The sequence below is a fragment of the Methanobacterium formicicum genome (assembly GCF_029848115.1).
GTDB classification, from domain to species: Archaea; Methanobacteriota; Methanobacteria; order Methanobacteriales; family Methanobacteriaceae; genus Methanobacterium; species Methanobacterium formicicum.
This window is the reverse complement of record NZ_JARVXG010000057.1, coordinates 22,501-45,000: the sequence shown is the minus strand read 5'-3', so window position 1 is coordinate 45,000 and position 22,500 is coordinate 22,501. Positions and strand designations below refer to the sequence as shown.

The 22,500-nt window shown below is 42.6% G+C and carries 29 protein-coding genes and 1 tRNA gene (2 of these 30 cut by a window edge); 12 read left to right on the top strand and 18 right to left on the bottom strand.

The window, feature by feature from the left end; translation table 11 throughout:
- Nucleotides 1-465 carry the 3' end of a PAS domain S-box protein gene (locus tag QC759_RS10630; RefSeq protein ID WP_048072416.1) on the top strand. It extends 1,299 nt beyond the left edge of the window, so the window shows 465 of its 1,764 coding nt (coding positions 1,300-1,764); its start codon lies beyond the left edge, outside the window; its stop codon occupies nt 463-465.
- 29 nt (nt 466-494) lie between these two features.
- On the opposite strand, the gene QC759_RS10625 is transcribed toward QC759_RS10630, so the two are convergent.
- The 6 genes from QC759_RS10625 to QC759_RS10600 all read right to left on the bottom strand — a co-directional run bounded on the left by QC759_RS10625 (nt 495) and on the right by QC759_RS10600 (nt 3,846).
- Nucleotides 495-977: a HEAT repeat domain-containing protein gene (locus QC759_RS10625; protein ID WP_279845760.1), complete on the bottom strand. Its 483-nt coding sequence runs from the start codon at nt 975-977 to the stop codon at nt 495-497.
- 12 nt (nt 978-989) lie between these two features.
- Complete coding sequence (locus QC759_RS10620) at nt 990-1,250, bottom strand: hypothetical protein (protein ID WP_279845758.1); 261 nt, start codon at nt 1,248-1,250, stop codon at nt 990-992.
- Nucleotides 1,251-1,311: 61 nt separating this feature from the next.
- Nucleotides 1,312-1,797, bottom strand: a complete 486-nt coding sequence (locus QC759_RS10615) for a TspO/MBR family protein (RefSeq protein WP_048072415.1) — start codon at nt 1,795-1,797, stop codon at nt 1,312-1,314.
- A 122-nt stretch (nt 1,798-1,919) separates the two neighbouring features.
- Nucleotides 1,920-2,402 (bottom strand): pyridoxamine 5'-phosphate oxidase family protein, encoded by a 483-nt coding sequence (locus tag QC759_RS10610; RefSeq protein WP_331437027.1) that lies wholly within the window; start codon nt 2,400-2,402, stop codon nt 1,920-1,922.
- An 83-nt stretch (nt 2,403-2,485) separates the two neighbouring features.
- Entirely contained in the window at nt 2,486-2,989 is a 504-nt protein-coding gene (locus QC759_RS10605) for a rhodanese-like domain-containing protein (protein ID WP_279845789.1), read from the bottom strand.
- A 2-nt stretch (nt 2,990-2,991) separates the two neighbouring features.
- A complete protein-coding gene (locus QC759_RS10600) occupies nt 2,992-3,846 on the bottom strand; it encodes an MBL fold metallo-hydrolase (protein ID WP_279845756.1) in 855 nt (284 codons plus the stop codon).
- Between the two features lie 188 nt (nt 3,847-4,034).
- Between QC759_RS10600 and QC759_RS10595 the strand changes: the two genes are divergently transcribed.
- From QC759_RS10595 to QC759_RS10575, 5 genes are all read left to right on the top strand, one after another.
- Nucleotides 4,035-4,976 (top strand): ATP-binding cassette domain-containing protein, encoded by a 942-nt coding sequence (locus tag QC759_RS10595; protein ID WP_048072412.1) that lies wholly within the window; start codon nt 4,035-4,037, stop codon nt 4,974-4,976.
- Between the two features lie 2 nt (nt 4,977-4,978).
- The gene (locus QC759_RS10590) at nt 4,979-5,743 is read left to right on the top strand and encodes an ABC transporter permease (protein WP_048073836.1); all 765 of its coding nucleotides are present in this window, start codon (nt 4,979-4,981) and stop codon (nt 5,741-5,743) included.
- A 259-nt stretch (nt 5,744-6,002) separates the two neighbouring features.
- Nucleotides 6,003-6,665, top strand: coding sequence for a tetratricopeptide repeat protein (locus QC759_RS10585; RefSeq protein WP_279845755.1), 663 nt, complete (start codon nt 6,003-6,005; stop codon nt 6,663-6,665).
- Nucleotides 6,666-7,418: 753 nt separating this feature from the next.
- Nucleotides 7,419-8,186, top strand: coding sequence for an ion channel (locus QC759_RS10580; RefSeq protein ID WP_048073835.1), 768 nt, complete (start codon nt 7,419-7,421; stop codon nt 8,184-8,186).
- A gap of 218 nt (nt 8,187-8,404) precedes the next feature.
- Nucleotides 8,405-8,554 carry a hypothetical protein gene (locus QC759_RS10575; protein WP_156104948.1) on the top strand — a complete coding sequence of 50 codons (150 nt, stop codon included), beginning with the start codon at nt 8,405-8,407 and terminating at the stop codon, nt 8,552-8,554.
- A 140-nt stretch (nt 8,555-8,694) separates the two neighbouring features.
- Here QC759_RS10575 and QC759_RS10570 read toward each other — a convergent pair whose 3' ends face one another.
- On the bottom strand, nt 8,695-10,077 hold the full coding sequence (locus QC759_RS10570; RefSeq protein WP_048072410.1) for a cation diffusion facilitator family transporter: 1,383 nt from the start codon (nt 10,075-10,077) through the stop codon (nt 8,695-8,697).
- Nucleotides 10,078-10,420: 343 nt separating this feature from the next.
- Between QC759_RS10570 and QC759_RS10565 the strand changes: the two genes are divergently transcribed.
- The 4 genes from QC759_RS10565 to QC759_RS10550 all read left to right on the top strand — a co-directional run bounded on the left by QC759_RS10565 (nt 10,421) and on the right by QC759_RS10550 (nt 13,248).
- A complete protein-coding gene (locus QC759_RS10565; protein ID WP_231553480.1) occupies nt 10,421-11,020 on the top strand; it encodes a hypothetical protein in 600 nt (199 codons plus the stop codon).
- A 145-nt stretch (nt 11,021-11,165) separates the two neighbouring features.
- Nucleotides 11,166-11,855: a CRISPR-associated protein Cas4 gene (locus QC759_RS10560; RefSeq protein ID WP_048072408.1), complete on the top strand. Its 690-nt coding sequence runs from the start codon at nt 11,166-11,168 to the stop codon at nt 11,853-11,855.
- Between the two features lie 72 nt (nt 11,856-11,927).
- Nucleotides 11,928-11,999, top strand: a tRNA-Gln gene (locus QC759_RS10555).
- 43 nt (nt 12,000-12,042) lie between these two features.
- Entirely contained in the window at nt 12,043-13,248 is a 1,206-nt protein-coding gene (locus QC759_RS10550) for an ATP-grasp domain-containing protein (protein WP_048073834.1), read from the top strand.
- 26 nt (nt 13,249-13,274) lie between these two features.
- Here QC759_RS10550 and QC759_RS10545 read toward each other — a convergent pair whose 3' ends face one another.
- Together QC759_RS10545 and QC759_RS10540 are read right to left on the bottom strand one after the other, a co-directional pair.
- Nucleotides 13,275-13,457: a hypothetical protein gene (locus QC759_RS10545; protein WP_231553479.1), complete on the bottom strand. Its 183-nt coding sequence runs from the start codon at nt 13,455-13,457 to the stop codon at nt 13,275-13,277.
- A gap of 112 nt (nt 13,458-13,569) precedes the next feature.
- The gene (locus tag QC759_RS10540; protein ID WP_048072407.1) at nt 13,570-13,980 is read right to left on the bottom strand and encodes a DUF61 family protein; all 411 of its coding nucleotides are present in this window, start codon (nt 13,978-13,980) and stop codon (nt 13,570-13,572) included.
- A gap of 124 nt (nt 13,981-14,104) precedes the next feature.
- Between QC759_RS10540 and QC759_RS10535 the strand changes: the two genes are divergently transcribed.
- Nucleotides 14,105-14,440, top strand: coding sequence for a hypothetical protein (locus QC759_RS10535; protein WP_048073832.1), 336 nt, complete (start codon nt 14,105-14,107; stop codon nt 14,438-14,440).
- Between the two features lie 62 nt (nt 14,441-14,502).
- Nucleotides 14,503-14,913 carry a hypothetical protein gene (locus tag QC759_RS10530; protein ID WP_048072406.1) on the top strand — a complete coding sequence of 137 codons (411 nt, stop codon included), beginning with the start codon at nt 14,503-14,505 and terminating at the stop codon, nt 14,911-14,913.
- A gap of 91 nt (nt 14,914-15,004) precedes the next feature.
- Here QC759_RS10530 and QC759_RS10525 read toward each other — a convergent pair whose 3' ends face one another.
- The 9 genes in view from QC759_RS10525 to QC759_RS10485 are tightly spaced (at most 39 nt apart) and all read right to left on the bottom strand, a layout consistent with a single transcriptional unit that may run on beyond the window.
- Nucleotides 15,005-15,388 (bottom strand): DUF22 domain-containing protein, encoded by a 384-nt coding sequence (locus tag QC759_RS10525; RefSeq protein WP_048072405.1) that lies wholly within the window; start codon nt 15,386-15,388, stop codon nt 15,005-15,007.
- Nucleotides 15,381-16,040: a V-type ATP synthase subunit D gene (locus QC759_RS10520; protein WP_048072404.1), complete on the bottom strand. Its 660-nt coding sequence runs from the start codon at nt 16,038-16,040 to the stop codon at nt 15,381-15,383. Before QC759_RS10520 ends, QC759_RS10525 begins: the two co-directional genes overlap by 8 nt.
- Nucleotides 16,041-16,079: 39 nt before the next feature.
- The gene (locus QC759_RS10515) at nt 16,080-17,471 is read right to left on the bottom strand and encodes an ATP synthase subunit B (RefSeq protein WP_048072403.1); all 1,392 of its coding nucleotides are present in this window, start codon (nt 17,469-17,471) and stop codon (nt 16,080-16,082) included.
- 2 nt (nt 17,472-17,473) lie between these two features.
- Complete coding sequence (locus tag QC759_RS10510) at nt 17,474-19,228, bottom strand: ATP synthase subunit A (protein ID WP_048072402.1); 1,755 nt, start codon at nt 19,226-19,228, stop codon at nt 17,474-17,476.
- Nucleotides 19,225-19,539 (bottom strand): V-type ATP synthase subunit F, encoded by a 315-nt coding sequence (locus tag QC759_RS10505; protein WP_048072401.1) that lies wholly within the window; start codon nt 19,537-19,539, stop codon nt 19,225-19,227. The genes QC759_RS10510 and QC759_RS10505 overlap by 4 nt, the downstream gene beginning before the upstream one ends.
- Nucleotides 19,536-20,693: a V-type ATP synthase subunit C gene (locus tag QC759_RS10500; RefSeq protein ID WP_048072400.1), complete on the bottom strand. Its 1,158-nt coding sequence runs from the start codon at nt 20,691-20,693 to the stop codon at nt 19,536-19,538. The genes QC759_RS10505 and QC759_RS10500 overlap by 4 nt, the downstream gene beginning before the upstream one ends.
- A 16-nt stretch (nt 20,694-20,709) precedes the next feature.
- Nucleotides 20,710-21,333 (bottom strand): V-type proton ATPase subunit E, encoded by a 624-nt coding sequence (locus QC759_RS10495; protein WP_048072399.1) that lies wholly within the window; start codon nt 21,331-21,333, stop codon nt 20,710-20,712.
- A gap of 4 nt (nt 21,334-21,337) precedes the next feature.
- Nucleotides 21,338-21,820, bottom strand: coding sequence for an ATP synthase subunit K (locus QC759_RS10490; RefSeq protein WP_048072398.1), 483 nt, complete (start codon nt 21,818-21,820; stop codon nt 21,338-21,340).
- Between the two features lies 1 nt (nt 21,821).
- On the bottom strand, nt 21,822-22,500 hold the 3' end of the coding sequence (locus QC759_RS10485) for a V-type ATP synthase subunit I (protein WP_048072397.1). Its footprint extends 1,334 nt past the window's final position; the window shows 679 of its 2,013 coding nt (coding positions 1,335-2,013); the start codon falls outside the window, past its right edge — the gene reads right to left on this strand; the stop codon is at nt 21,822-21,824.

Genomic DNA, 22,500 nt, shown 5'->3' with positions numbered 1-22,500 from the left:
ATGGCCATGATCCACGAAAACCTGTACCAGTCCAAGAACATGGGCAACATACACTTTGGAAACTATGTAAATAAACTCTTAGAGGATATATTCAATTCTTATTGTGTGGATAAAAGATCCATCACCTTAGATACAGATATTGCCCGTGGAGAGATGGGTATTGAAACCGCCATGCCCTGTGGCCTCATAATCAATGAACTGGCATCCAACAGCATCAAACATGCCTTCCCCCAGGGAACGGGTAATATTAAGGTGGAATTAGAATCAGATAATGGGCTTTACGTCCTCAAAGTTGCCGATAATGGAATTGGCTTACCAGAAAATACTGATCCCAAAAAATCCAAGAAACTGGGTTTACTGGTGGTCCGTACATTGGTGAATCAATTAAACGGTGAAATGGAGATTGACCGCACCAGAGGTACCCAATACACCATCAAATTCCAGGAACTGTTTTATGAAAAATAAATACCAGATTATTGGGTTTAATGGTGGATTTATTGACTAAAATTTTCTTTTAAATATTTTTCAGCCTCTTCTGGTGTCAGAGCACTGAAGGGGTATTTTTTATGCACATCCAAAATGTAGGGGATAGTATCTTCCACTAATTCCTTGTTTTTCCAGGTTTTAAGGGCTGAAGTCACCTTTTCTAAACATCCTTCCTTGTAACTTATCTGTCCCAGGACATGAATTAACATCTTTCTCACCTGGGGATGGGCATCATCTTGGAATTCTTCTAATAAAGGTAAAATATCTTCAGGGTGAGTTCTACCCCGCAGTTCAATTCCATGAACCACCTTTTTACGCACTTCAGGATCAGGATGGTGTATGAATCTTTTTGCAAACTTCAAGGTAGGTTGAGGGTTTTTTTCACCCATAACCTTCAATGAGCTCATGACTGAATTTCGAACCCGGTGGTGGGGATCTTCCAGGGCAGTTTCTAGGTAATCAAAAACAGGACTGGCATCCTGTTTCCCCACCTCACCTAAAATCTACACTGCAGTCTGACGAACCTTATCGTCATCATTCTCCAGAAGATAACCAACAATTTCAATTATTTCTCCTTTAAAGAGGCCCTTTCGATAAATCCGCCCCATAATGCCGGAAACATTTTTTCTAATGTAAACATCATCATCTGCAGAATAATGGAGGATGTCACGCTTTTGGCTGTTTTGGAGGTCCTGTTTTATCTCATCCTCCATTTGCAGCACTAACTTTCTCCGGTCATCTTTGTTCATATCGTAATATCCCATATATCCTCATCTCCACTTGATTTTATTAGTGAAAAGATATAGGGGTTGGGGAGTACAACCTCTAGTTCAATAACATCACACTGTAGTTCAGGTAGGATGCGATACTAACCCAGATTATGTAAGGAACTAACAGGAGTCCGGCTGGTTTGGATAAAACGTAGAATGCGACCATGTTGGCCAGTATGGCTATCCACAGTAAGAATATCACTATGAATCCGCCTAATATGGAGTGCAATCCGAAAAACACCAGTGACCACAGGATGTTCAGTACCAGCTGAACGGCAAATATTCCTATGGCAAACCGCACATCACGCCGATCCCATCCCTGTCTCCACACCAGGAAAAGTGCTATTCCAATTAAGATGTAAAGAGTAGTCCATATTGGTCCAAACCACTCATTAGGTGGGGTCCAGGCTGGTTTGGCCAGTGCAGCGTACCAGGTGGTTATCTCCGGGAAAGTGGCCAGACTCCCCACTGCACCGGAAAAGAAAACTATCAATATAGAAGCAATTAAGCGAGGAACTTCCCTTAAATTAAAATTTTCCATAAACTTATCAATCCTCCATTTTTTATTTAAAAGGCTCTCCTACTTTGTTTAATTATAACTTATACATCCCTTTTTGGGGTGAGATTTGCTAATAAACTGTGCCCAATATGGAAGTGGAGATATCATGAATTTTTAAGGGCCACTATCTCCTTTACCTCCACCAGTTTCCACACCACTGATTTTTCACTATGGATTAATGATTCCAGGGGGTCTTCGGGGGAATGACCCAGGGCCGCCAATATATTTGGGGAGAGATCTTTGTTTTTTATTAGATCCACAAACATCTCCCGTACCTGAAGTTTCTCCTCCTCCTGGTCAACTTCATCTATCTTACCCTGCAGTGTCACGAAACGATAGTGTGAAAGGTCCGGACTGTAATTTTCAATCTCCACTGCCACCTGGGGGTTGCTCCTGAAAAGTTCCACCTTTTTACCGTACTGGGTACTGAGGAAGTAGATATTTTTCCCATTAAAAACATACAAAAATGGGGCAATGTAGGGATAATCTCCCTTAAAGGCAATTCTACTCACGTACTCCTCCGCGATAAATCTATCGTACTCTTCCTTTTCCATGGCCGGAATTTTCAAAATATCCAAAGGTATCACCTGCTATTTTTATATATTGGGGTATTTTACGGATTTAATGCAATGTAATACTTTGATTAAGTGATAAATGATTTGTTGCCAGTTTAATCCTTTACTACCGGGTAACCTGCCTGTTTCCAGGCAGTCATACTGCCCAGGACACTGGTCAGATCAGTGAAACCCTCTCCTTTAAGGTAACTGCATATCAGGGTTGATTTAAATCCAGAGTCACAGTAAACCACCACTGGATGGTCACGGGGGATTTCTGATATCCTCACGGGCACCTCACCAGTGTATATGTGGTGGGATCCTTCTATGTAGCCTTCCTGCCGGTCATCTATCATACGCCCGTCCAGAAGGAAAAAATCATTTTTTAAATTTTCTTTTAACTGCTGCACACTCCAGAGCTTCAGAGTTTCAATCTTCTCGGCATGGAGGTACCAGTTAGGGAAACCACCAGCCAGATAACCGTAAATATTATCAAAACCCAGTCTAACCAGTGCCTGGCGAACCTCATCCCAGTTATGGTCCTGATCATCCACCAGGATAATGGGGTCCTGGTAATTCAAAAACCAGCCAGCAAAGGCTGGAACACCATCACGCCATATATTTAAACTGCCAGGTAGGTGTCCCCACCAAAGCTGGTGGGTTTACGGACATCCACAATCTGTGCACCATTATTTTTCATTTTTTTCAGGATTTTAGGGGTCAAAGCCCGAAGATAAGGTAGTCTACCCAGTAATGGAGCTCCATTCTGGTTAAAAAATTCCATCTTCCTAAAGTAGGGCGGGGTGTAAAGTTCTTCCGCCACTTTCATCTGAATGAACTCATCCCTACTGGTGCACTGTAACTGGAGATTGGTATTTTTTTCATAACCCAGGGTGGTGTAATCCTGTTCACGTATATCTGCCCCACAGACGGAACCCGCCCCATGTGCCGGGCACAGAATGGTCTCATCACCCAGGGGCATGATCTTATGGAAGATACTGTCGTAGAGTAAACCCGCCATTTCTCTCTTTTTATCTTCCCCTAAAAGATCGATACGCCCAGTTTCCCCGGCAAAGATCAAATCCCCGGCAAACACCATCTGGGCATCATCAGACACATTTTTATCCCTTAAAACCAGTGATATGCTTTCCGGTGTGTGGCCGGGTGTTTCCAATATTTCTAGCTCAGCATTCCCAAACTTGAAGGTGTTTCCTTCACTTACCGGGGTTCCGTAGGCAAATTCCAGATCTTTCCCGTGGAATATCTCCGCCCCGGTGGCCTGGGCCAGTTCCAGGGAGCCGATAACGTAATCTTCGTTGCGATGAGTTTCAAAAATATGGGTTATGTCCAATCCCGCTGTTTCTGCCATTTTAAGGTAGATATCCACATCACGCCGTGGATCAACCACTATAGCCCGGCCACTGGCCTCAATAAAATAAGAATGGTGGGCTATCCCCTCTGATTTTATCAGTTTCACAATGATAAGTGTATCCCCCGGTTCAGTTTTTACTTAAACTAGTGTTTTATATGGATTTTATAAAATTAATAATTTAACCATAAAATTAATATCAAAATGGGGCATAACGATTAAATCTTACCAGAAACACATTTATTTAAAGATAACTTTAACTGGGATTTTAAGGGCAACTTACAGGGAGGAAAAGCATGGAATACATTATCGAGACCCAGGACATATCCAAAAAATATGATGATTTCACGGCAGTCAACGGTGTGAATCTTAAAGTACCTAAAAACAGTGTTTATGGAGTATTAGGGCCTAATGGGGCGGGGAAAACCACATTGATATCAATGTTGTGCACTATTCTCCATCCCACCAGTGGAACAGCCACCGTCAATGGGTACGATGTCAAGAAACAGCCCAAAGAGGTTCGGGAATCCATTGGAATTGTTTTCCAATCCAGGGCACTGGATGACATGCTCACTGGCCGTGAACACCTGGAAATGCATGCTTCACTCTACGGTGTGCCCAAAGACGTCCGTCAGACGCGTATCGATGAGATACTGGATCTCATTGCCCTGGGTAAAAAGGCCGACGAATTCGTTAAAACCTACTCTGGGGGTATGAAACGCCGCCTGGAAATAGGTCGGGGACTTATACACCATCCTAAAGTGCTTTTTTTAGATGAACCAACCTTGGGACTGGACCCCCAGACCAGGGAGAGTATATGGGAATATATCAAGGAATTAAACCAGCACCAGGATGTCTCAGTGCTGATGACCACCCATTACATGGAAGAAGCAGACCGGTTGTGTGATGAGATATCAATCATCAACCAGGGACAGATCATAACCTCTGATTCGCCCCGCAACCTGAAACGGGAGCTTAAGGCGGATACCATCACCATGCAGGTGGACAAACTGGAAGAATTCACCAGGCTGGTGGAAAAACTGGACTTTGTAAAGGAAACCTATGTTATGGATTCGGAGATCAAGCTCCTGGTGGAGAGGGGGGAAAACCTGGTGGCAGAGCTGGTGAACTTCGCCAATAAACATGAGATCTTCGTTTACTCCATAGAACTGGAACACCCCAACCTGGAGGACGTGTTCCTGAAATACACGGGTAGAACCATCCAGGAGGAGGGATGATCATGGCGGAACTGGAGGGAATCTACACCATCTGGCTCAGGGAAAACAAGAAATTCCTGCGCTACCGTTCACGTATTGTTACCTCGGTGGTAACTCCCCTGTTATGGCTCTTGATATTCGGAACCGGCCTGGGATCAGCCATGCGATTCGGGAACATAGCCGGTGGTTACCAGGCCTTCATCTACCCGGGAATCATTGCCCAGACCATCCTCTTCACCTCAGTGTTCTCCGGGCTTTCGGTGATACAGGACCGGCAGTTTGGATTCTTAAAGGAGATACTGGTGGCACCCATCTCCCGTCCAGCCATTGTCATGGGAAAGGCCATTGGAATCAGTACCACGGCCCTTATCCAGGGTGTTATACTACTGCTCTTATCCTTCGTGGTCAGTGTCCCCATGGATGTGTCCATTCTCCTGGGATCAATCCTGGTTATAATCATCATATCCCTGGGACTCTCTGGGCTGGGACTTCTGATTGCATCCTTCACCGACAGTATGGAGGGTTTCAACCTCATAATGAGCTTCATTGTAATGCCCATATTCCTCCTCAGTGGAGCACTGTTCCCTATAACCGGACTTCCCAGCTGGTTACAGGTAGCAGTCTACGCCAACCCCCTGACCTACGGGGTGGATGCCCTGAGGGGTATAATTCTGCACCAGTCAGTGCTGCCGGTATATCTGGATGTCATCATAATCGCGGTATTTGCCTTAGTGATGATCCTGATATCCTCGTTGATATTCAGCAAAAAAGAGCAGAGTTTGATGTAAATATAATGAAGCAGGTGAGGCTATAAATTATCTTATGAGAGATGCAGGTAAAAATTTTAGAGCTGCAAAAGAATTATGCAAAGAGGTGATATCAAATGGGGTAGTGCATACCGCAGCAGCACTTACAGAGATTAAAATTGCTATCATGTCATGTTAAAGTTCCCATTATAATGTCGTTTTAGAATCTAAAGCATATTAAATATATTTTATTCATTTAAAAAAATGAATAACCCACAGGTTAGGAGGTGTTTATATAGGCTTGTTCAATGGATCTAATGAAACCTCATTCACTAAAAAATCTTTTAAACTTTTTAGGGAAGGTAAATTACAAGAAGCATTAGAACTCTATGATGAAATTTTGAAAATAGAACCAAATAATGCTGAAGCATGGCATGGTAAAGGGGGAGTTTTAGTAGCACTGGGGAATAATAGGGCGGCACTAGAAGCTTACGATAAATCACTGGAAATAGAACCAAAAGCTGCTGGAACGTGGTACAATAAAGGAATTACGTTAATGGAACTTGACATGTTTCATGAAGCGTTAGAATCTTATGATAAAGCATTAGAAATAAATCCAGATGATTCTGACATTTGGTACGTTAAAGGTAATACTTTTGGAGTTCTCTGTCAATATAATGATGCATTAAAATGCTATGAAATAGCATTAGAAATTAATCCAAATTGTATTTCTGCATGGACGAATATGGGACATGCATTTAAAGATAGTGGTAAGTACCAAAAAGCATTACAAAGCTTTAACAAAGCTTTAGAATTAGATCCTAATAATGTTGAAGCATGGTACAACAAGGGTAGAGTCTTAGAAGATATTGGTAAAGATCAAGAAGCTTTAAAATGTTTTAATAAAGCTTTAGAATTAGATCCTGATTTTGAACTAAATTATACATATTTTAATGGTTTATAACTAAATCACGCATACATGCAGAATATAATAGAATAAAAACTTATAGTCAGAAATATAAGAAGAATGTTAAAGAACTTATTATTAAATTTATAAAGAGATTTTTGTCTGAAAAATTTGTATTTTTTATATAAATTCACTTACCTCTTTCTATTCCATAAGATTTTTCAATTTAACCATTTCCAAATTTTCTTGGAATTTTTTTTATTTTCCTAAATTCTTTTTTTACAAATGTGTTGTTAGTATAAAAACCTTTCTTTTTATAATTAAATTAATCAAATCAGCATCAAGAAACTCTTTACTATATTTCCGATACGTATAATTCCCACTTTTCCCAGTCCAAAACTCAATGAATCCTTTTATTGCATTCTACTGGATCTGTTCAAATTAATTATTAGGTACTTTTATCAGAATTAGTCAATAATCATGATGACCTCAATAAATATAAATTTACCATAGCAACTGAATGAAAGTTTATTAATCAATTTCGTTATATGGAAATTTAACGAATTTAAAATATTATTTTTTGGTAAAAATATATGCCGATATTGTGGTCTAAAATGGCCTTATATTACGAAGTAATCAACATAGGTTATCTTGTAATGATAATCAATTCCTCAAACAAACCCTATTTATCCTAGTAAAATCACACTATAATCCTTGTACAATGAATCAACAGGGAGTCTTTTGGACATTTCCATCCGGAATATTCAATTGGCATTTAATAGGGGAGCATTAATCAAAACAAAGGTTTGCATGAAAAATATAAATTTAAACCGGTTCATGGGAAGCCGGGAAGTAAAAAAGATTACTGATGCGGTGATAATTGGGTTAACTCTTCTGGATGTTATCCTGTTAACTGGTATAATCTTTGTACAGGTGAACTCGGAAACTTACCAGCTTATTGTTCTATTTGACTTAATTGTGGTATTTATTTTAGCCTCCCAGTTTGTGCACCGGCTTTACCAGGCTGATGACCGGGTCAAGTACCTGAAGAACAACTGGTTCGATATAATTGGTATGGTGCCTGAAATTCTCCTGGCGGGATATTCCGGAATATTCAGATATTTCCGCCTGATCAAAATACTATCCCTTTTGCGAAGGAATATTGTGGGCCTCTTTGATTACATTGAACGGGCTGACTTGGAGTACGGTGTTATAACCCTAATATTCGTCATAATCTCCGGGGCAATACTGTTCTACTTCTTTGAATACGGAGTGAACCCCAGTGTAAACAGTCTGGATGATGCCCTATGGTACATACTGATAACCATCACCACTGTGGGTTACGGTGATATCTATCCCCACACTGTCGGTGGGAGATTTGCCACTTTAATCATAATTATTGGTGGCCTGGCCTTCGTGAGCTATGCTGCTTTTAAAATAACTGGATTGTTCTTTGAACAAACCGAAGATAAGGAAACGGTAATGGAAAAGAGATTGGAATCTCTAGATAAAAAGATAGACAGACTCCAGGAAGAAATGAATGAGCTTAAAAAGCTCCTGGAAGCCAAAAATAAATAACATCTTACCGGGGAAAACTTGTTGTGCCCTTAAAATCAATCAAAATTAAGGCCAGCCAATCAATCTATTCTCAATTTCTCTTACTTAATAATCTACGAATTAAACTTTTGAAGGTAAGAGTTCTCCATTGACCCGAACAGTTCGTATACGTCCAGGAAAACCATAAATATATAAACTCCGCTCATCAATATAGGTTCTGTTATTAGGAGATCTTTTTTATGGCTAGATTTTACAGGATACGCGATTTTCTCGACGATGAGAGTGTTGAAAGATTCATCAACGAACTTATTGAGGAGAACATGGAATATTTAAGGACTAAATACAGGCAAATCACAAGTGCAGCGATTGAATCCAGAAAAAGACTTTAAAAATCCATATTTATTTAGTTTTGTTTAAACATTTTTTAATGGAAATAACAGTTTAAAAAATAGTGAAGATAAATGTGGATAATTAAATTTAAATAGGGATAATCAAATCCCTATTTATTTTATTCATACTATGATCTGTCCTAGTTTTGACCTTCAGGGTGATGCAGTTCATCTTCAGCCATGGCCAGGAGTATGGTGTCGGAGACATGGACATCGTAGTAGTCAAAGTTACTCACAAAGTCCTGCAGGTACTGGCTACCATTTTCAGTCAGGCGGAAGTACTCATCTTCCAGTACCAGTAACTCCAGTTCCACCAGGGGCCGGGTCATGTTATCCCAGTCACCATCAAAGTCATGGACATCGGAACAGGTGGCATCAAGCTCGGAAAGTACAGGGATGTAATTATTGGGGTTGAAAGCATCCTGCAATGATTCAATGATTTCATCCCGAGTTTTACGGTCACCAGTCCACAGTATGTAAAGTATCCAGTTCTGGAAGGCCCGGAGCTTGTTCTCCTCCCAGCACTCCTCCATGGGCAGTCGGTACTGAGAATAATCCTCTTCTTCCCCTTTCCTGGCCGATATAGCTTCCCGGAGTAGGTCCACCGCGTCTTTGAATATACCCACCGAGATGAACAGTGCGATCAGGGCATCTACGAAGTAAATTCCCTGCATGGTGAACACTGCACCGGCAATAACTGACAGGCCGATAAATATGTGGTTTTTAGAATCCACAGATTGGGAAATAAGGGTCAGGTTGGAATTCACCTTTCCCACGTAGCGCTGGTAGTAGAATAGGAATACTGCGGCCAGGATGGCAATTCCTTCCACCGCTATCACCAGGTAGGGCATACCCATTGGAGTTAGTGTACCGTAGAATGCGCTTATAAGATGAGTGACTGAGTCATAACCAATACTGACCGAGGCAAAGAATAATCCGAATATTACCAGGAGGGTGGAGAGGGTTTCCCGGTGGTATTTGATTCCCAGCCAGACCATGAAGGCGGAAACAGTGTCCATGGTGGCATCAGTACCATCGGCAGTCAGCCCCACGCTACCACTGACCAGACCAGACCCTAACTTCATCACGGCCAGGAAAGCATCCAGTACTGTGGTGTTACGGGCAGCTGCATCCGGTTTGAAGAAGTCCTTCCGTACCAGGGAAGCCTTCTTCTCCATGCGGTCCACAAATTTCTGGGCTTCCTTCTTTCCTTCTTCAGTCAGGGAGTAATGATGATCAACCAGGGCGACCCATCCACTTTCAATAAGTTTTTCACACTCTTCTTCAGTTTTACCAATTCTTTTATCCTTTCGTTCATCTTCCAGTTCAGAACGCAGATGAGACAGGGTGAAGAAAAGTCTTTCCATTAGTGGTTCCCCTTTTTCCGGCACCTGCTGGTACCAGATTAGGGATAAAAAGAGGATAGTCTTGTCATCCAGTTCCTCCAGTGTGAGGGGACCTTCCTTGAGGAGGGCCATCATCAGGAACCGATCGTATCCCAGTATTTTTTTATCAGATTTCATAGTTTTCCTCATTTAAACTGTATACCATAGTTATAGTACATAAATCTCTTATAAACTTTGTTTGTTCTTTTATATCTGGAATAAAAAATTAAATGTCTTAAAATCAGATTTAAGTTACTGATGATGCGGATTTAGGGTCAATCCGGTGGGGTAACTTAAAAATTTATCTCTTGTATCGCGGAGAGGGGTATATGCAGTGTTTGGTATTTTTTAAATGCAATAATTTTTTAAAATGCAATAACCCGGTTTATTGTATTAAACCGGGAGAGGTGTGGTGATATCATCATCAACTATAAAAGACTGTCTCACCAATAGGGGTATAGATAAAGGAGAGTTTTTTCACATGGTGAAGCTAGTCAAATCTGCGGTCAAGTGCTACAAGAAAAAGACCAAAAAAACAGTGGGAGGCCAGAAGAAGACCTACGAGTACAATCAGTACCTGGTTCCCCTGAAACGATCCGATAACCTGGATTGCAGCATGGAAGTGTTCATCATACCCCAGAAGGATCTGGAAGAGTACATCACTGAGGATGGTGAATTCAAGGAATTTTCCAGTAAGGAAGATGAATACCAGATCAAACTGGAACAGTATGAAACTGAATTTGCAGATCTGGAGTGGAAACACAGCCAGCTATCCAAAACCTACAAGGAATTGTTCAGTAAACATAACAAATCCCGCAGAAAGGAGAAGGAAATGGAGGACCGGATCGAATCCCTGGAAAGTGACCGGGAAAAACTGATCCATGCCCTGAAAGCGGAAAGAAAGCTCACCGAGAAACTTAAACTCCAGCAACAGAATAAAAATTCTCCCCCTTCGGACCAAACACCGAAACCTGACGAAATCAATGAGAATATTGAAAATAAGGATGATAATGAAGATAAGGACATCTGGACTGTCCTTAAAAGTCGCCTTACCAAGAAAGAGGATGAAAAGGAGGATTAAGCTCCGGGTGAATACTTTTCAAATACTCTACCCCATATTTATTTACTCATTTTTAAACAATATTAATTAATAATTCAATTTACATTAGATGAACCAATTACCGTATTTTAAAATAATAATATAATACGGTTGTGATGGTGTTTAAATGCCTAAAACCAAGTCTCAACCCCATCCGGAGATATCCCAGGTGATGGTCATGGAGGGGCACAACAACTTCCCTATCAGCTGGTTAAATAAGCAGGGATACTGTGAATACAGCATATACCTGGAAAATGTTAAGGGTGTGGAGGTCCAGCCCACCAGAAAAATGGTTATTGGCACCCAGGAACATGCCCGGTTAGAAGCAGAGTTCCAGGAGGATGCGGAGCCTGCCACCTTTCAGGAGATGTTGGAGACCTCTAAAACCGCAGAACTTTTATCAAGGGAACTTCCAGTGGTTTCTGTTGATTATGGGATTAGGGGATTCATTGATGAAGTCTGGATGACTCCCGAGGAATTCATTATAATCGATGATAAACCAGGTACCCGGGCCTATGAGTCTTCCATAAACCAGGTCTGGGGGTACTGTCTTGCCTTTCAGGATATGGTTAAAGAGAATAGAACAATAATCGGGGCCCTGCGGGAGAGAGGGACGGATAACATTTTCTGGTCAGCTTATTTTGACCAGGAAGCCAAAAATAATATAAAATCTCTTATTGAAAGGGTTCACAGTCTTCTCGTTGGGAAAAAGCAGTTCATGCCCACCAGTAATCCCCGAAAATGTCGTAGTTGTCGTTTGAAAGTAAATTGCGATAGGAAGGCCAAACCAGGATCATTTAAATCAGTTAGATCCTAGTATGCAGATAAGTTTAAATAGCACTTCATTCAGAAAAGTGAAATGCTGCATGGGCAGCCTCTTTTATAGTATAGTCCCGTAGGGTAGTGGTAATCCTGCTGGTCTTTGGAACCGGCGACGGCGGTTCGACTCCGCTCGGGACTATTTTATTTTTAACAAGATAAACATTCTTTTAAAGGGTAATCTCATGGAAAACATTCTGGTAGTGGGTGTTAACACCCGTGCTGTGGCTTGTTCCCTTAAAAGGTTAGGATACACTGTTTACTCTGCTGATTATTTTGGGACCGTGGATCTGGGATCTTGTGCTGACCGGGTAGAATCAATTCTGGACCAGAAACCCGGTATTTCATGTGGTAGGTTTTCAGAAAACTTCAATCCGAATCTTTTGAGAGAAATAGCCCTGGAAATGGTAGGGGATGTAGATGGTGTTATATCCCTGGCTGGTTCATCTCCTTCATGGTTCCCTTCCCGCAAAATTATTGGAAACATGGAAGTAGATGGAGTTGAAGATAAATTTGCCCTTTTCCAGAGACTTAACAAATATTTCAACGTTTCACCGACATATCTACCTTCTGATAATGCTGAAGTCTGGGAAATCATCAGCAATGCCCCCGAAAAGAAGTTCATTTTAAAACCAAGATCCGGGGCCGGTGGTTACGGGGTTCGGATTCTCCAGGGTCATGGTTCGGGAGTAACTGGTTTACCAGAAGAGGTAAATTTATCCCAGTGGCTACTTCAGGAATTTATTGAGGGTGAAAATGTAAGTGCATCGGTTCTCTCCACCCCTGATGAGGCCCATACTATCCTTACCACTAAACAGATCATTGGGGACTGCACTCTGGGTCAGAAGGAACCCTTTGGATACTGTGGAAACCTGGTACCCTATCCCAGGGGTCTGGTTAATGAGGGGGATAAAGTTTCCCACGGTGAACTAGCCCTCACTAACCTGGATCAGAAGATCTCCCAGATGGCCACAAAAGTGGTGGACCATCTATCCCTGGTGGGCTCAAATGGGGTAGATTTCATCAACCAGAATGGTGAGTTATACGTAATTGAAGTAAACCCCCGAGTACAGGGTACCTGGGAATGTGCAGAACTATCACTTAACTTAAACATGGCTCAAGCCCATCTGGAAGCATGTCAGGGGCAACTTCCGGAAGTTCCTCCTCCCCAGAAATTTGCAGTTAAAATGGTGGTCCATGCCCTGGAAAGATCATTGGTAGGTGATCTTCACTTCCCTGGAGTTTACGACCTACCCCATCCAGGGGTTATCATTGAAGAGGGAGAACCCATGGTCACAGTTTTAAGTACTGGACCTACACCGGAAGCTATAATGACTTCCGCCCAAAAAAAGGTTGATCAACTTTACCGGGCAGTAAGTCCGGATATTTGATTTAATAGGGTTTAATCCATTATTATTCAGGTAAATATGGTTATATAAATAAAAATCAGTGTTCCAATGACAATACCCACGGTGACCATTATTTCGGCTCCAAAAACTAGCATGGATACCTTGGCCATCTTATCCGGGTCTTTTTTTATTTCTTCCCAGTCAAAATCATATAGAAAATCCAAGTTAAATGATTTTACCTTTTGCCACATACTTTTTAATCCCATAAATAAATGCATCCTTTAATCAGTTTTATTGATTGCTTAAGCTTCAGTTCAATGGTTTATATTCAGTTAGATTGATGTTCAATACCATAATCGGGTGTTATTTAACCAGAAATATGTACTGCGAGGTAGTGGGTAACTCCCTTCTAACTACCTTTACATCCGCACGGTAAATATAAATTTCCTCACCACAATCTTCCTTTTCCAGGATCCGGCATACCACTCGGCATTCCAGTTTTCCCTTTATACGGGAACCGTTCATCTCGGAACTGATCTCGATGTACAAGGGCAACTTCAACTGTCCCCATTTATCCGGGGAAATGAATGATGAGATTTTATCCAGTTCTTTTTTCTTGAAACGGTGGCGTGTCCCATCGTTACCCAGTACATGGGGCCGTTCCTCCCCTAAAAGTTCCTTCAGGGTTTTTCTTCGCCGGGGAAGGTGACGGTTCAACACCATGATCTGTTTTTTTAAGAGTCTCTCTTCCCGGTTTACATCTCCTCTACTCATAGGTAAGAATATATTGGGGTGATCTATAATATTTAATTGAATTGTCTTTGGTGGCTAAAATTCGTTATTAATATAAAGCAATGCTTTATTAAATGTGCCAGTGAAGTTTATGGAGGGGCTAGAAGTGGAAATTGATATTGAACAGTGCCGGGAAAATGACAAGATCAAGGAAATTATCAGCAAGAGTGGACTTCCCATTAAACATATTAAACTATTACTTCGCTTATCAGACACCATCTACATAAACGGCATAAACTACAATGTGCTGGTGCAGGGTAACCATGTACTAATCGTTCTAATTTCATCAAAACCCGATAATGCCACTGGAGTTTTTAACACTTACTCCCTTACTAACATCCTCTACAAAGTAAGGGAAATGGAAAAGGAGAATGATGACCTAAAAACTCAGTGTGAAGTTGAAGGAGATCTCTTTAAGATACTTTTGGATGTAACTCCTTAAAAACGATAAGTGCTCTTAAAATGTAAGTAAACTGAATATCCTCCATCTAAAGGTACCATTAAATGAATCTGAAAGATTATCTGCTTTTAATTGAAGAAATCTCCAGCATTGATCTGGAAGCCAATTCCATTGCTGATTCCAGACGAATTTTAGCTGAGCTAAATGAAAGAGAAAGGATTCTAAATGAGCTGAGAAAGAGTATTAAATCAGACATTAAACATGTTAAACGTGATTTTTTAGATAAAAGACGCAAAATAAATCAGGATTACGCCAATGGCAGATCTCCAGGAATAGTATCCCGGGTTCGTGGTAAATCCAAAGTAAAGGAATTGAAAAAACTGGAAGTAGAACACGTCACCACTGTCCAATCTTACCAGGAAGTCAAATACATGATTGATGACTTGCTTTTACAGGTTATGGATGCTAAAAAACCTTTAAACAATTACATTAAAACTAGATTAGGTGGATTTTAATTACTTTTTCTAATAAGTTGTTAAAAACGCATTATTTTTAAAAATTAAAAAAAATAGGAGATTTTTTATCAGACACTTCTTTTTCCTACCTTTAGAAGTTAACTTCTACGGGTAGAAGTATTAAAACGCCTAATAAATCATCTTTTTCTACTTTGTAGTCTAGAGCTGCCGCGAAAAGTGCGTGGTCTGCTGTTCTTTCCATGCTTATGGGGAGGTATGTTTCCTCTCCCACGGCCATGGTGTGTCCGTATTTGTTGGTACCGTAGGCGCTGATAAAACAGATATGGTTAGCGTTGATGTCGATCTTTTTGATCTGGACTGGTTTGGTTTCCCCTGCCTTGAATTCCTTTTCTTCAGCAGCGATTATGGCCCGGACTTTACCTGAGATATTACCTATCTCAAAGTCCAGGGAAGGTTTGGCATGTTTTTCCTGCTCCTTTTTAACCTGATCCAGTCTGGTGATTATTCTAACCATTGACAGCCTCCTCAGATTCTTCCATGGTCTTTTTGATCATTTTCAACCTGACGAAGTTTTCCCTTTCCATTTCTTCCAAGCGCATTTCAATGTACTTGACAGTGTTCTCCAATCGGGGAATGATGATATGTTCCAGGGCGTTCACACGCCTCTTGGTTGATTCAATTTCACTGGCCAGTAACATGATGGTTTTTTCGATCTCACCCAGTTCAATTATGAGCTGAATGGATTCTTCGAATTTTTTGGCAGCTTCATCCAGTTTGACGGAGGTGTCCATAAATCCGTAACCACGCTCTACTATGGTCCTTTGGGAAATTTCTGACTCTATTACCGGTACCACCACTCCCATAACACTTCGGGAGTCGATGTCCACATCAACTGATTCAGTGACGGACATGGCAGCTTTTTTAACAGACAGGTCGCCCATCATTACCTGGGCCGCTGTTAGGTCCTGGTAGGCTTCTTGCAGTTTCACGGTGACTTCGTCCCGGGATCCCTTAACCCGTTCCAGGATGTTGAAAAACTCCATAATCAGGGCATTCCTTTTCTCCTTGAGGAGACTGTGCCCTTTAACTGCGAGTTTTTCCCGTTGTTTTAGTTTTAGAAGTTCCATCCGTGTTGGATTGATGCCTTCTATCATTTCTTGTGCCATTTTATCCCTCGTTTTCCTTCCTAAAAAATAGGAAGGGGGTTATTTATGGTCAGGGTGATATTTGGGTATGTGTTCGGCCCGTACCCTTTTAAGTTCTGCTTCGGGTAGTAAGCTCATTAACTCCCAACCCAAGTCCAGGGTTTCCTGAATGGACCGGTCTTCGTCCCTGCTTTGGGTGATGAATTTGCCTTCAAAGTCATCGGCAAAGGCCAGGAATTTACGGTCACGTTCGGTTAGAGCTTCTTCACCTACCACAGCCATCAGGTCACGAAGGTCACGTCCTTCGGCGTATGCAGAGTAAAGCTGGTCAGACACACCACTGTGATCTTCACGGGTCTGTCCTTCACCAATTCCACCACTCATCAGTCGTGATAGTGATGGTAACACATCTACTGGTGGGTAGATACCTTTACGGTGCAGGTCCCTGCTTAACACTATCTGTCCTTCCGTTATGTAACCGGTTAAATCCGGAATAGGGTGGGTGATATCGTCCTGAGGCATCACCAAGATAGGTACCTGGGTGATGGAACCTTCTTTACCCACGATACGGCCTGCTCTTTCGTACAGGCTGGAAAGGTCAGTGTACATGTAACCAGGGTAACCCCTACGTCCAGGGACCTCGTCACGTGCTGCGGAAATTTCCCTTAAAGCTTCGGCGTAGTTGGTCATATCGGTTAATATAACCAGTACGTGCATGTTATGCTCGAAGGCGAAGTACTCGGCCGTGGTTAATGCCATACGGGGGGTGATGATCCTTTCAATGGCGGGGTCGTCAGCCAGGTTCATGAACACGGTCACCCGTTCTAAAGCTCCGGTTCGCTCAAAGTCCCGCATGAAGTAGTTTGCTTCTTCGTGGGTGATACCCATGGCGGCGAATACAACTGCGAACTCTGATTCTTCAGCCAGCACTTTGGCCTGTCTGGCGATCTGGGCGGCCAGTTCGTTGTGTGGTAAACCGGATCCCGAGAAGATAGGTAGTTTCTGTCCACGTACCAGGGTGTTCATTCCGTCTATGGTGGAGATACCGCTCTGAATGAATTCTGCGGGGAATTCCCTGGCAGAAGGGTTCATTGGGCTTCCGTTAATGTCCAGTTCTTTTTCAGGGATGATTTCAGGTCCGCCGTCTATGGGTTTTCCAGTACCACTGAATATTCGTCCTAGCATGTCCAGTGAAACACCGATTTTGGCAGTTTCTCCGGTGAATCGTACTTTGGTGGTGGCGGTGTTGAGGTCTCTGGTTCCTTCGAAAACCTGAACCACAGCAACGTCCCCTTTAACTTCCAGGACCTGTCCTCTTCTCATTTCACCGTTGGGTGTTTCAATGTCCACTATTTCATTGTAGGCAACGCCTTCAACGCCTTCTACAATCATGAGGGGACCGGCCACTTCTCTGACTGTGGTATATTCTCTGGTTTTGATATTGGCGTTCATTTTCACACCTCACTAGTCTGTTTAACTATTTTATCCTGGATATCCTTGATGGCAGCGTCAAATTCATCTTCAGGGATGAACTTCATCCTACCGATTTCTTCCTTTACTGGTAAATTAGTTAGATCAGCGGCGGCTGCTCCACGTTCCAGGGCGGCAGTGGCCTGTTCCTGGAAGAGGATAATAGTTTTCAGTAACTGGTACTGTTTGGTTGGGGAACAGTAAGTGTCCACTTCGTGGTAAGCGTTCTGCTGCAGGAAGTCTTCCCTGATCATTCGGGTACTTTCCAGGGTGATCCTTTCCCGGTCAGGCAGGGCATCTGGTCCTACCAGTTGTACGATTTCCTGAAGTTCAGATTCCTTCTGTAAGAGGGCCATGGCTTCGTCCCTGGATGCTCTCCAGTCTGCACCCACAGTTTTCTCCCACCAGGCTTCCACACTGTCCACGTATAATGAGTAGCTCTGGAGCCAGTCTATGGATGGGAAGTGACGTTTATCCGCCAGTGATGCGTCCAGTGCCCAGAACACTTTACATATACGCAGGGTGTTCTGTGTAACTGGCTCGGATAGGTCACCACCAGGTGGTGATACTGCACCGACTACACTGACTGATGCAACTTTACTTTCAGTTCCCACGGTGTTAACTCGGCCGGCTCGTTCGTAGAACTGTGCCAGACGTGATGCCAGGTAGGCAGGGTATCCTTCTTCACCAGGCATTTCTTCCAGTCGTCCGGAGATCTCCCTCATGGCCTCAGCCCATCGGGAGGTGGAGTCAGCCATTAGAGCTACGTCATATCCCTGGTCACGGAAGTACTCAGCTATGGTTATACCGGTGTACACACAGGCTTCCCTGGCTGCCACTGGCATGTTGGATGTGTTAGCAATAAGCACGGTTCGGTCCATTAATGGTTTACCGGTTTTAGGGTCTTCGAGTTCTGGGAATTCTTTTAGAACCTCAGTCATCTCGTTACCTCTTTCACCGCATCCTACGTAGACGATGATGTCTGCGTCGGCCCATTTAGCCAGCTGTTGCTGGGTAACGGTTTTACCGGATCCAAATGGTCCGGGTATGGCTGCGGTTCCACCTTTAGCCACAGGGAAAAAGGTGTCCTGCGCCCTTTGACCGGTTACCAGTGGTATGTCTGGGTCTAATTTGTCTTTGTATGGTCGACCAACCCTAACTGGCCATTTTTGCATCATCTGCACTTTAACTGGGCCTTTAGGGGTTTCCACTTCGGCAATGTCCTCTACCACAGTGTACTGACCTTCACCAACAATACTCTTTAAGGTACCGCTGACCCTTGGGGGAACCATTATTTTCTGGACCACAGCAGAGGTTTCCTGTACTTCACCCAGGATGTCTCCACCTTTAACTTCAGTGCCAACAGTGGCTATGGGTTTAAAGGTCCATTTTTTGTCTTTAGGTAGTGCGGGTACATCCACACCCCTTTCAATGTAGTCTCCCACCGCGAGTTTGATGGTTTCCAGTGGCCTCTGTATACCGTCAAAGATGGAACCAATAATTCCTGGTCCCAGTTCTACGGATAGTGGTCCTCCTGTACTTTCCACTGCTTCTCCGGGTTTCATCCCTGCTGTTTCTTCGTAAACCTGGATGGTTGCGGTGTCGCCTTCTAGTTCGATGATCTCACCGATGAGCTTGTCGTCACCTACTTTTACCATCTCGTACATCTGGGTCCCTTTCATACCGTCTGCGGTAATTACCGGACCCGCTATCTTTATTATCTTTCCTTCGGCAGTCATTCTACCATCTCAACCCCGATTACTCGTTTAATAAGCTCTCTGATTGGGTCTGATTCCCGTTCTACTGAGCCTTCTTTATCTGGAATTTCAATTATCATGGGCAGTGCACTTTCACTGCTTATTCTATCTATTGTTTCTCGGATGTTGTCTCCAATTTTTTCAGTAGTTATTATAATGGAGTACTCTTTGGCCAGTTCCTTTAGTTTGGCTTCTGCTTCCTCAGTTTCCACAGGAAACCCATCTTTGATACCGCCTAACATGAAACCGGTTACAGTGTCCGGATCGGCCATTACTGCTATTTTTGAACTCATATTAACATCTCCTTAATCATAGCAGGGGTGTATCCTTTTTCACGTTTACCACGGACAATGATTTTCAGGTTTTTGATTTCTTTTTCCTTTTTGCTTAAAAAGCCAATCATAGGTCCGATTCCGAACTGGTTCTTTAAAGCTATTTTTTTAGCAGTTTCATCCACGTGTTTATCTAGTGCACTTTCAAAGGCCCCTATGGAGCCAGTTTCATTGTAGGTGGCCATGGCTTCAGCCAAGATAGGAGCGTAATCTGTTCCTTCCAGACCACTTATTACACCAGCAACATCTTCTGCTTCCATTAGATCCTTCAGTTTCCATTCTCTTATCTGGTAACCGTCACTGATCATGTATGGTTCGATATCCTCGAATTTCAGCCCATCCACTTTGGCCCTTAAGATGATTTTAAGGTTAGATCCATCCACCATGTTTCCCACGTAGTTTTTGAGGTAGGATGTGTTATCATCTTCAGGAGTACTTACGGTTCTAAGAAGGTTTTCCAGGAGATATTTGTCCAGTGAGGCTTCTAGTGGTAGTAGCATTCCTGTTTCCTGGTAAGTGGGAATAGCATCTTCAAGGAGAGGAGTGTACTCTGTTCCTTCCAGGGCACTTAACACTTCATTGATGCTGTCTGCGTCAATTAATGTGTCCAGTTTATCGGCCAGATCACCGAAAGGAACTACCAGATCCATGGTCTCTTCAGGACTTAAACCTGCTTCCTTGGCGATTATTATGCTTTTAATGTTTTTGATGTCCCATTTCTTCAGGAGAAACTTGAAAGCATCTCGGCTGTTCTCAGGGGTTATTCTAGCTACTAGGTCGTAGTTTTCAGCAAGTTGAGCATCCAGAGCTTTTTCCAATGGGTACTGGTCAATGTATTTTGCGAAATCTGGGAATCCTCTTAGATAGTTTTTCACTTCTTCAATGTTTCCAGCTTCAATAATTTCCTGGAACTGTTTTTCAGTGAATATTCTTCCTATTCTAGCCCTTACCCGTGCATTGGGGTACGTATAAGGGAACATTCCCAAAACAGGCCTTATAGTTGATATAACTACAATTGCTCCGAAAACTGCTATTACTAGAATTACTGCCGCTAAAAAAGCTTCAATAGAGGGGAATCCCAGTCCGGTGACTAATGAAGTAATGTCCTCTACCATATGAAATCTCCCCTATTTATTTGAACAGTATCCCGGCAACTTCAGATCTTAGAGATTTTTTAAATCTTAACATCCTTGCTTCGATGGTGTTGTTAACCTCTATTTCACCATTTTTGGTTTTCAAAATTGCTCCGCCAATGGTGTTGATGTTTTCGCCCATCTCCAGTTTAGTGGGGTTTCCTGTTTTATCACTGATACTTTTTTCAATGGAGGGTATGGAACTTTTTATTTTAGTCACATCGCTTTCTTTAACGAGGACTACCATATCGCCTCCCCCAATTTCTGTACCAGCTTCGATGATTACTTTTTCAAGTGATGTCTTGTATTCAGACGCATCTGAAGAAGCTAATTCTTTAAGCTTGTCTTCTGCTTTCTTGAATGCTTCTTCTATTACTTCTTCTCGAGCCTCAAGTTCCATTCTCCTGGAGTTCATCTTAGCTTCTGAGATGATCTGTTGATATCTCATTTGTGCCTGTTTTTCAGCATTTTCTAAGATTTTTTCTTTTTCGGCAACTGCTTGTGCTTCGCCTTCAGAGAGAATGGATTCTTTTTCCTTTTCAGCTTCAGCTAATATGGATTCTGCTTTTATCTGAGCATCAGACATTATACTTGAGACTATTTTCTCTGTCCCGGCACTCATCTTATCATCCTGCCAGAATTCCACCGAATACCATGAGGAGTATTGCAATCAGGAATCCGTAGATAGCCTGGGTTTCGGGTAGTGCAGTGAATATGATACCTCGGGCAAACATGTCCTCATTTTCAACTACTGCTCCTACTGCTGAAGATGCAGTAATACCTTGACCCATACCGGAACCGAGACCGGCGAATCCTATTGCAGCTCCAGCACCTATTGCTACCAGACCTAATGATGCGGGTAATGCTTTGTTGGCCATAATGGTAAATACCATGAGGAGTATTGCAATCAGGAATCCGTAGATAGCCTGGGTTTCGGGTAGTGCAGTGAATATGATACCTCGGGCAAACATGTCTTCATCTTCGGCCACAGCACCTACACTTCCTGCTGCTGCTATTCCCTGACCTAAACCTGATCCTAATCCTGCAAAACCGACGGCTAATCCTGCGCCGATTGCTGCTAATGCTGTTCCTAAAGCGACTTCTACCATGTTATTTTCCTCCTATGTTAGTAAACTTTCTTTTGGCGCGGAAGGCCTTGAATTTCTGGCTTCCGCCAATGTAAAATTGAGCGAAAAACTCAACATAATGCAAACGCAGTGCGTTTATGAATGCTCCTAGTGTCTGGAAGGCCAGGTTTGCAATCTGTCCTCCAACAAAGACTATAGGTGCAATAATTATTCCAATCAATGGGATCATTTCCGCACAAATTCCAGTTAGAATGTTCACGGTCATGGCTATCCCACCGGTGGAAAGACACAGTGCCAGGAGCCTGGCGTATGATAAAACATTACCCAGGAAACCGGACACATCCATAATTCCAAACATACCATTGAAATACACCAGCATGATTAAGCTTAATACCAGGACGCCTATTCCGGCGTACATCAGTATTCCACCTCCCAATAAGAGGTAGCCTAATGCCAGTAATACTACACCTGCTTCCAGGATGAACCACACAATCTGGGCTCCTAAAGCTTCTTTCATGTCCCCACGGACTATGTTGTTGTAGGCTCCAATGGCTAAACCCAGGTTCAGGTGTATAACACCTACCAATATGGCAATAATCAGAATGTTTTCTGGGTGTGCAAAGGAGTTTATGGATGGTATGGTGGTTGGCAGAGCCATGGCTGTATCTCCCCAGATAAAGCGGGGGAAAAAGTCTCCGATA

Excerpts from the sequence above, each read along its gene's own strand:
- QC759_RS10620 (WP_279845758.1), bottom strand. The coding sequence starts at position 1,250 with ATGGGATATTACGATATGAACAAAGATGACCGGAGAAAGTTAGTGCTG.
- QC759_RS10615 (WP_048072415.1), bottom strand. The coding sequence starts at position 1,797 with ATGGAAAATTTTAATTTAAGGGAAGTTCCTCGCTTAATTGCTTCTATA.
- QC759_RS10595 (WP_048072412.1), top strand. The coding sequence starts at position 4,035 with ATGGAATACATTATCGAGACCCAGGACATATCCAAAAAATATGATGAT.
- QC759_RS10590 (WP_048073836.1), top strand. The coding sequence starts at position 4,979 with ATGGCGGAACTGGAGGGAATCTACACCATCTGGCTCAGGGAAAACAAG.
- QC759_RS10580 (WP_048073835.1), top strand. The coding sequence starts at position 7,419 with ATGAAAAATATAAATTTAAACCGGTTCATGGGAAGCCGGGAAGTAAAA.
- QC759_RS10575 (WP_156104948.1), top strand. The coding sequence starts at position 8,405 with ATGGCTAGATTTTACAGGATACGCGATTTTCTCGACGATGAGAGTGTT.
- QC759_RS10570 (WP_048072410.1), bottom strand. The coding sequence starts at position 10,077 with ATGAAATCTGATAAAAAAATACTGGGATACGATCGGTTCCTGATGATG.
- QC759_RS10565 (WP_231553480.1), top strand. The coding sequence starts at position 10,421 with ATGGTGAAGCTAGTCAAATCTGCGGTCAAGTGCTACAAGAAAAAGACC.
- QC759_RS10560 (WP_048072408.1), top strand. The coding sequence starts at position 11,166 with ATGCCTAAAACCAAGTCTCAACCCCATCCGGAGATATCCCAGGTGATG.
- QC759_RS10550 (WP_048073834.1), top strand. The coding sequence starts at position 12,043 with ATGGAAAACATTCTGGTAGTGGGTGTTAACACCCGTGCTGTGGCTTGT.
- QC759_RS10545 (WP_231553479.1), bottom strand. The coding sequence starts at position 13,457 with ATGTGGCAAAAGGTAAAATCATTTAACTTGGATTTTCTATATGATTTT.
- QC759_RS10540 (WP_048072407.1), bottom strand. The coding sequence starts at position 13,980 with ATGAGTAGAGGAGATGTAAACCGGGAAGAGAGACTCTTAAAAAAACAG.
- QC759_RS10530 (WP_048072406.1), top strand. The coding sequence starts at position 14,503 with ATGAATCTGAAAGATTATCTGCTTTTAATTGAAGAAATCTCCAGCATT.
- QC759_RS10525 (WP_048072405.1), bottom strand. The coding sequence starts at position 15,388 with ATGGTTAGAATAATCACCAGACTGGATCAGGTTAAAAAGGAGCAGGAA.
- QC759_RS10520 (WP_048072404.1), bottom strand. The coding sequence starts at position 16,040 with ATGGCACAAGAAATGATAGAAGGCATCAATCCAACACGGATGGAACTT.
- QC759_RS10515 (WP_048072403.1), bottom strand. The coding sequence starts at position 17,471 with ATGAACGCCAATATCAAAACCAGAGAATATACCACAGTCAGAGAAGTG.
- QC759_RS10510 (WP_048072402.1), bottom strand. The coding sequence starts at position 19,228 with ATGACTGCCGAAGGAAAGATAATAAAGATAGCGGGTCCGGTAATTACC.
- QC759_RS10505 (WP_048072401.1), bottom strand. The coding sequence starts at position 19,539 with ATGAGTTCAAAAATAGCAGTAATGGCCGATCCGGACACTGTAACCGGT.
- QC759_RS10500 (WP_048072400.1), bottom strand. The coding sequence starts at position 20,693 with ATGGTAGAGGACATTACTTCATTAGTCACCGGACTGGGATTCCCCTCT.
- QC759_RS10495 (WP_048072399.1), bottom strand. The coding sequence starts at position 21,333 with ATGAGTGCCGGGACAGAGAAAATAGTCTCAAGTATAATGTCTGATGCT.
- QC759_RS10490 (WP_048072398.1), bottom strand. The coding sequence starts at position 21,820 with ATGGTAGAAGTCGCTTTAGGAACAGCATTAGCAGCAATCGGCGCAGGA.